General features: G+C 69.5%; 9 protein-coding genes. 4 read left to right on the plus strand and 5 right to left on the minus strand.

From position 1 onward, the window contains the following. On the plus strand, positions 1-606 hold a 606-nt coding region (locus DI573_RS13025), incomplete at its 5' end, for a radical SAM protein (protein WP_363331369.1). A gap of 2 nt (positions 607-608) precedes the next feature. Then, the gene (fdhD, locus tag DI573_RS13030; protein WP_292815061.1) at positions 609-1,490 is read left to right on the plus strand and encodes a formate dehydrogenase accessory sulfurtransferase FdhD; all 882 of its coding nucleotides are present in this window, start codon (positions 609-611) and stop codon (positions 1,488-1,490) included. Here the strand turns inward: fdhD and DI573_RS13035 are convergent. From DI573_RS13035 to DI573_RS13045, 3 genes are all read right to left on the minus strand, one after another. Next, positions 1,477-2,097: a winged helix-turn-helix transcriptional regulator gene (locus DI573_RS13035; RefSeq protein WP_292815064.1), complete on the minus strand. Its 621-nt coding sequence runs from the start codon at positions 2,095-2,097 to the stop codon at positions 1,477-1,479. The genes fdhD and DI573_RS13035 overlap by 14 nt on opposite strands. A gap of 49 nt (positions 2,098-2,146) precedes the next feature. After that, on the minus strand, positions 2,147-2,302 hold the full coding sequence (locus DI573_RS13040) for a hypothetical protein (RefSeq protein ID WP_292815067.1): 156 nt from the start codon (positions 2,300-2,302) through the stop codon (positions 2,147-2,149). Between the two features lie 217 nt (positions 2,303-2,519). Next, positions 2,520-2,855, minus strand: a complete 336-nt coding sequence (locus DI573_RS13045; protein WP_292815070.1) for a peptide ABC transporter permease — start codon at positions 2,853-2,855, stop codon at positions 2,520-2,522. 283 nt (positions 2,856-3,138) lie between these two features. Here DI573_RS13045 and DI573_RS13050 point away from each other — a divergent pair, with 283 nt between their 5' ends. Then, complete coding sequence (locus DI573_RS13050) at positions 3,139-3,594, plus strand: SRPBCC family protein (protein WP_292815072.1); 456 nt, start codon at positions 3,139-3,141, stop codon at positions 3,592-3,594. A gap of 65 nt (positions 3,595-3,659) precedes the next feature. Here the strand turns inward: DI573_RS13050 and DI573_RS13055 are convergent, their stop codons facing one another. Continuing rightward, the gene (locus tag DI573_RS13055) at positions 3,660-5,186 is read right to left on the minus strand and encodes an HNH endonuclease signature motif containing protein (protein WP_292815074.1); all 1,527 of its coding nucleotides are present in this window, start codon (positions 5,184-5,186) and stop codon (positions 3,660-3,662) included. A 117-nt stretch (positions 5,187-5,303) separates the two neighbouring features. Between DI573_RS13055 and DI573_RS13060 the strand changes: the two genes are divergently transcribed. Beyond that, complete coding sequence (locus tag DI573_RS13060) at positions 5,304-6,788, plus strand: cryptochrome/photolyase family protein (protein ID WP_292815077.1); 1,485 nt, start codon at positions 5,304-5,306, stop codon at positions 6,786-6,788. Between the two features lie 60 nt (positions 6,789-6,848). Here the strand turns inward: DI573_RS13060 and DI573_RS13065 are convergent. Continuing rightward, a partial coding sequence (locus tag DI573_RS13065; RefSeq protein WP_292815080.1) for an aquaporin occupies positions 6,849-7,203 on the minus strand: 355 nt, incomplete at its 5' end.

Consider the following 7,203-nt stretch of genomic DNA (forward strand, 5'->3'; position numbering starts at 1 on the left):
GATCGCTTCCGCGACCTGACCCGGCGCGATCGCCTGGACGAGGTGCTCGATGGGATCGCCGCCGCGCGGGACTGCGGACTTCGCCCGCTCAAGATCAACGCGGTCGCCATGCGCGGGGTCAACGACGACGAGATCGTCGACCTCGTCGAGTTCGCGATCGCACACGATGCGCAGATGCGCTTCATCGAACAGATGCCCCTCGATGCCGGCCACACCTGGGATCGATCGCAGATGGTCACGCGCGACGAGATCCTCGCCGCGCTCTCCGCGCGCTTCACGCTGACCCCGGTGCCGGGGCGCGGGGGTGCTCCCGCCGAGAAGTGGGCCCTCGACGGCGGGCCGCACACGGTGGGTGTCATCGCATCGGTCACAGCACCCTTCTGCGGCGACTGCGACCGGCTGCGCCTGACCGCCGACGGGCAGCTGCGCAACTGTCTCTTCTCCACCACCGAGTACGACCTGTTGCCGATCCTGCGCGCAGGCGAGGGTGACGACGCGATCGACGCGATGCTGCGCTCGTGCGTGCACGGAAAGCTACCCGGGCATGCCATCAACGACCCCGCGTTCCTGCAGCCGGCCCGCGGGATGAACGCGATCGGCGGCTGATCGTGGGACGCATCACGGCACGGCGGCCGGTCACCAAGATCACGCTCGGCACGCAGCCGGTGCGCCGCCCCGACACGCTCGCGGTCGAAGAGCCGCTCGAGATCCGCGTGGGCGGCACGTCGCTGGCGATCACGATGCGGACGCCGGGCAGTGACGTCGAGCTCGCAGCGGGATTCCTCGTCTCGGAGGGCGTCATCGCCGCGGGGCGGCACTTCCGCTCGGCGATCCACTGCGGCGGGCCGGGTACCGGGGGGCCCATCACGGGGGTCGCCGAGAACACCTACAACGTGCTGGACGTCACCCTCGCGCCGGGGGTCGCCGCGCCCGATCCCGACCTCGCCCGCAACTTCTACACGACCTCGTCGTGCGGGCTGTGCGGCAAGGCGTCCATCGAGGCGGTCCAGACGGTGTCCTCCTACGACGTCGCGGTGGATGCTGTCGATATCGCCGCCGACGTGCTCGTGACTTTGCCCGACCTGCTGCGCGCAGCCCAGGCGGTCTTCGACAAGACCGGCGGGCTGCACGCCGCCGGCCTGTTCGAGGCGGCGACGGGTGACCCGGTCGTCCTGCGGGAGGACGTCGGGCGCCACAATGCCGTCGACAAGGTCGTCGGGTGGGCCGTGCTGAATGACCGGCTGCCGCTGTCGGGTCACGTGCTGATGGTGTCGGGTCGCGCGAGCTTCGAACTCGTGCAGAAAGCGGTGATGGCCGGCATCCCGATCCTCGCGGCGGTGTCGGCGCCCTCGTCCCTCGCCGTCGAGCTCGCCGCGGCCCAGGGGCTCACGCTGGTCGGATTCCTGCGGGGAGATTCGATGAACGTGTACACGCGTCCGGATCGCATCCGGGTCGGCGCGGGGGATCGGGCGGCGCTCAGCGCGTCGTGAGCTGGACCACGCACTCCTCGGGGTTGCAGCTGGATCGCATGCCGTCGATCAGAAGGGGGCCGCGGGCCTCGGTGAGCACGCCCTGCATGATGCCCAGGTGCACGGAGCACAGCGTCGCGCGGTGCCCCGCCTGTGCGGTCGCGTGGGGGCAGGGGGTCAGATCGATCGTGAGCTCTTTGTCGTCGACGAGCGGGTCGAAGCCGGATTCGCTGAGGTGGTCGACGATCGCGTCGAGCTGATGGGTGGCATCGGTGCCGATCTCGTTGACCGATGAGCCGGTCCACGGCATCACCCGCCGCATGATGTCGCCGCGCTCGGCGGCTTCGCGGGCCTTGCGCCGCGCGATGGGACTGGATGCTTCGGCCTCACCGGTCGCGGCGGAGTAGAGCACGCGCGGCCTGCCGCGGGTGGTGCGGTGTTCCGTCTCGCGGACGATGTGCCCGCCCTCGGTCAGGCGGTCGAGGTGCTCGCGGACGGTGTTGGCGTGCAGGCCGGTGGCCTCGGCGAGTTCGGCGATCGTGCGCCGGGGTCTTTCCTGGATCAGGTGCAGGATCTCGACGCGCGAGAAGCTCGAGATCGCGCTGTAGGTGCCGCTGGTGCCCGCCATGGCATCATTATCCCGGCTCGGGTGGTCTCGGCACCAGGTGTCGCGGGCGTCAGCGTCGCTGGGCCAGGTGGACCGGGATCGCGAGTGCCGCCGAGACGCAGAGGATGCCGGCGGCGAAGACGAGGCCCTGCCAGGCCTCGAGTGAGAACGCGAACCCCGTGAGCCACATGCCGGCGATGAACAGGACCAGGGCGACGATGAACATCGGATCTCCTTCGGAGGGGAAGCTTCGTCGCCCAGCCTAGCGGCGCGACGGCGTGCCGGTCAGTTCGGCGAGCTCCGAGAGGTCGAGCGGCTCGGTCGGCGGAAGGGCGAGGGTGGCGGCGTCGAGGGTTGGGTGAGCAGTCACGGCGTACGGCCTTTCGAGGAGCGGTGCGGGGATGTGGGGAGATGTTGGGCCGTGGGCCGTGGGCCGTGGGCCGTCAGAGCCAGGGAGCGAGGACGCCCGCCGTGAGGAGGAGGGTGCCGGCGACGCCGGCGGCGACGGTGGCGGCGGTCATTCCGAGGCGGGCGCGGGCGACGCGGACGGCGGGCGGCTCGCCCGCCGGGACGACGCTGTCGACGGAGGCCTGCGCCTGCTCGACGGTGGCGAATCGGCCCACCGGAGTGCCGATGCCGTCGAACGCGACGAAGCCGTCTTCGACCTTGCTGACGGAGCCGGCGTACTCGCCGCCCCTGTTTCCGACGTGGAATCCTTCCTCGACCTCGGTCCAGCGGGACCGGGCGCCGAGCGCGAACGTGGTCTGAGCAGTGGACATGCCTCCATTATTGCTCACCAAACTAGTAATTAGGAGTGTTAGTTATGCCCTACCGCGTGTCGGTGCGGAGGGTGCAGGGGTAGTGTCGCGTCTTTTCGTCGCTCGCGTGGGATGTGTCGCGGGGGCGTGACGCGAGCGCTGCGGCACGCGCGCGTGGGTGCGGCGGCCGCGGCTTGTCAACCCCCGTCAGCGTGTGGTCTGCCGTGCCTAGCGTTGTCGGCATCCGTCGCCCACATGTGCCGCCGCCATCCGCGGCGGTGGCGCGAGCAGAGAAGGAGTCCTCATGGCACGCATCATCGAAACGGTCGACGTCGACGTCCCCGTCACCACGGCCTACAACCAGTGGACGCAGTTCGAGTCGTTCCCCCGCTTCCTCAGCTTCGTCGAGTCCATCACGCAGACCGATGACACCCACACGCGATGGGTCGTGAAGATCGGCGGCGCGGTGCGCGAGTTCGACGCCGAGATCACGGAGCAGCATCCCGATGAGCGGGTGGCGTGGAACAGCGTCGGCGGAGATGAGAATCACGCGGGAGTCGTGACGTTCCACAAGCTGACGGATGCCTCGTGCCGAGTGACCGTGCAGATCGACTGGGAGCCGTCGGGCGTGCTCGAGAAGGCCGGCGCCGCCTTCGGGGTCGACGACCACGCCGTGAAGAAGGATCTGAAGAACTTCACGCAGTTCATCGAGGAGCACCCGCGCGAGACAGGGGAGTGGCGCGGCGACGTCGAGAACTGACGCCGCGTGCCGCGCGCGGCGTGCATCAACGAGATCGCGCCGCGCGTCGTCGCGATCGCCCGTGCTCACGCCGCGCGCCATCCCTTGCGGTCGAGCGGAGGAGGGTCCCACGCCCATCGCCACGTCGCCTTCGATGTCAGCACGGTGCCGCCGCCGCGCGGATCGCCGGGTGCGCGAAGCATGAGCGGGCCCGATCCGAACCGTTCGATTCTCCATCCACGGTTGTGCAGAAGCATGTGGTGGAACCTGCAGAGGAGAACGCCACGGTCGATGTCGGTGCGCCCGCCATCGGCCACGTAATGGTCGATGTGATGGGCCTCGCAGTACGACGCTGGTTGCCGGCATCCGTGCCAGACGCAGCCGCCGTCGCGCACGGCCAGAGCAAGTCTTTGTTTAGGCGTGAACAGGCGTTGCTCGCGCCCGACGTCGAGCGGATTGCCGCGGCCGTCCACGGTCACCTCGGTGGAGCCGTGCATGCACAGCGCCCGATCGATGACAGTGCCGGGCAGCGACTGCCCGCCGTCTTCAGCGTGACCGACCGCGAGGAGGCGGCCGAACGGGTCGCGAGGGCCGACGAGGTCTTTGACGACGACCATGCGCACGCCCGGCTGACGGGCTCCGAAGACATCCGACGCCTGCGCCAGTGAGCCCGCGCGCAGCACGTCGATGATCAGGTCGTATTCGATCTGCTCGTTGGTGCGCGGGTCGTCCCGGAGCGCTGCGGACGGCGTCTGCTCCTCCTCCGTGACGAACCGAGGCCCGCCTCGTCGGGGGCGCACCGCGGAGGCGAGCAATGAGCGCACCCAGAGTGCGGCTTCGTCGTCGAACACGACTCGGGCGTGGTGCTGCCCGTTCTCGTCGATCCAGGTGCGCCACGAGCGCGCGTCATAGCGGCGCGCGAATCGCTCCTCCGCGCCGGCAGGGTCGAGCATGTCGCGCATGGTGCGCGCGCGTGCGGCGAGATCTTCGACGGTTGTGCCGGCGGCCTCGTCTACGAGCATCTCGGCGGCCACCGACCATGCGCCCTCGGCGGCGAGCGCGTCGGCGCCGTCGGTCGTGGGCGCGCCCAGGCCCCGGCGGATCGCATCATGCTGTGCCGTGGTGATGCGGCCCTCGAGCAGGGCGCGTCGCAGCGGATCGTGCCACGGCGTGCGCAGGGACGAGCCCGATGTGCTTTCGTGGTCAGATTCCGGCACCATCGTGGGATGGTCGCCCGCCGCCGGGTCATCGATGCCGGCACTCCTGCCCGGCGCGCCGCAGCCCGAGTCGTCGTCGAGCAACGCCTGCCCCACGCGCACCTGTCGCTGCGCTTCGGCTCTCGTGCCGCCGGTGATCGCTTGCACGAGCGCCGCGGGCGTGGCATGTCCCTGTGTTGCGGCGAGCCCGGAGTGGCCGTCCTCGCGCCGCGACCTGTGCGCTGCCACCCCGGCGAGCACCGACTGCAGACGTGCCACGTCGTTGGCGAGCGCTGCGAGGTCGCGCAACCCCGCGATGAGAGATGCATCGCTCAACCGTGAGGTGCTTGCCGGCAGGTCATGGGCCGCGACACTCAACTCGACGACACGCGCGAGGGACTCGAGTCGCTCGCGCATGGCCGTCAATATGTTCATATACAAAGCATCTCACAGGAGAATGAAAATAGAACAAAAATACGATGAGAATGCCTTCATTATCGCACCGCCGAGGCCGAGTCCTGCGATGGTGGAGACATGAAGGCCGCCGTGGTGCTCGCGACGCAGCTGTTCGACGAGCATCCGGCGTACTCCGACCCAGAGATCGACCTGTTCATCGTCATCGAGTCTGTCGGGGCCTTCCGACGTCGCCCGTATCACGCCCACAAGATCGTCATGCTGCTCTCGGCCATGCGGCACGCCGTCACAGGACTTCGGCATGCGGGTCGGAACGTGGTGCACCATCGTCTCCGCGACTCCGAGGCGTCCTTCTCGCGGGTCTTGTCGAAGACGATCGAGGAGCACGACATCACGCACCTCGCATGGATGCGACCGACCGACGATCGGGTCCACCGTCGCCTCCTCTCCGTCACCGCGGCGCACGGCGTGCACACCCGCACGTACCCCGACGATCTGTTCCTCACGCCCGACCGCGCGCTCGACGGCTGGTTCGCCGCACACCCCGCACGCAGGATGGAGGACTTCTACCGGTGGCAGCGCCGTCGCACCGGCGTGCTCATGCACGACGGGGCGCCCGCGGGCGGCCGCTGGAACTTCGACACCGAGAACCGCCACCCCCTTCCTCGCGACAGACGAAGCAGGGCGCCGGCGATCGACATCCCGCCGCTGCCTGCCCTCGAACCGGACGAGATCACCCGGGGCGCCATCGCCGACACCGCCGCACTCTTCGCCGATCACCCCGGCGACCCTGAGACCTTCTGGCTTCCCGTCACCTCCGACGCCGCTCGCGGCTGGCTCGCAGACTTCGTCGAGCGGCGGCTGGCGTTGTTCGGTCGCTACGAGGACGCGATGGATGCCGACGAGCCTTTCCTCTTCCACTCGGTGATCAGTCCACTCCTCAACATCGGTCTGATCACGACCGCGCAGGTCGTCGCGGCGGTCGAGGCATCGGATGCACCTCTCGAGAGCCGGGAGGGATTCCTCCGTCAGGTGATCGGGTGGCGCGAGTACATCCGCGGCGCATTCCGCGCGCAGCCCGACCTCGTGCACGCCAACCACTTCGGTCTGACCCGCGCGCTCGAGCCCTGGTGGTACACGGGCGAAGCGATTCCCGACGACCTCCCCGTGCCGGTGCGCGCCGTGCTCGAGCGCGTGCACAGACACGGGTACGCGCACCACATCGAGAGGCTCATGGTGCTGGGCAACTGGTTCCTCCTGCAGGGGTACGAGCCGCGTGAGGTCTATGAGTGGTTCTCGGCGATGTTCATCGACGCGTACGACTGGGTGATGGTTCCGAATGTGCAGGGCATGAGTCAGTACGCCGACGGCGGTCGCGTGGCGACAAAGCCGTACGTCGCGGGCGGCGCCTACCTCCAGCGCATGGGGTCGTGGTGGCCGACCGCGAAGCACGCGCAGGCGGATGCCGTTACGGCGGCGTACTGGGATTTCCTCGATCGCCACGAGCCCCAGCTGGCCGACAACCCGCGGCTCGCGCTCCCGCTCGCGCAGATGCGCCGTCGCCGGGCGGAGCGGCCGGAGCAGGCGGGGCGTGCGCCGCCGTGATGAGCCGGAGGCGCCGCTGCCGAGTCCGCGGTCAGGTGGGGCCCGCTGCCCAGTGCGCGGTCAGCGCGCGGGCGCCTCCGCAGGGACGGAAAGCGCGACCGCGGTGGGATACAGCGCGCGCACGAGCGCCCACCCCAGGGCGCCCCCGATCAGCTGCGCGCCGATGTAGGGCAGCGCCGAAGCGGGGGAGATGCCCGCGAAGGTGTCGCTGAACATGCGACCGATCGTGATCGCCGGGTTGGCGAAACTCGTCGAAGCGGTGAAGAAGTAGGCCGCGCCGATATACGCCCCCACCGCGGGCGCCGCGAGGTGAGATCGGCCGGTGCGAACCAGGGAGAAGATGACCAGCACCAATCCCGCGGTGGCGACGACCTCCGACAGCAGCAGTGGCCATCCTCCGCGCTCGGTGGTGCTC

The sequence above is a fragment of the Microbacterium sp. genome (genome assembly GCF_003248605.1).
Lineage (GTDB): Bacteria > Actinomycetota > Actinomycetes > Actinomycetales > Microbacteriaceae > Microbacterium.

Excerpts from the sequence above, each read along its gene's own strand:
- DI573_RS13035 (WP_292815064.1), bottom strand. The coding sequence starts at position 2,097 with ATGGCGGGCACCAGCGGCACCTACAGCGCGATCTCGAGCTTCTCGCGC.
- DI573_RS13040 (WP_292815067.1), bottom strand. The coding sequence starts at position 2,302 with ATGTTCATCGTCGCCCTGGTCCTGTTCATCGCCGGCATGTGGCTCACG.
- DI573_RS13045 (WP_292815070.1), bottom strand. The coding sequence starts at position 2,855 with ATGTCCACTGCTCAGACCACGTTCGCGCTCGGCGCCCGGTCCCGCTGG.
- DI573_RS13050 (WP_292815072.1), top strand. The coding sequence starts at position 3,139 with ATGGCACGCATCATCGAAACGGTCGACGTCGACGTCCCCGTCACCACG.
- DI573_RS13055 (WP_292815074.1), bottom strand. The coding sequence starts at position 5,186 with ATGCGCGAGCGACTCGAGTCCCTCGCGCGTGTCGTCGAGTTGAGTGTC.
- DI573_RS13060 (WP_292815077.1), top strand. The coding sequence starts at position 5,304 with ATGAAGGCCGCCGTGGTGCTCGCGACGCAGCTGTTCGACGAGCATCCG.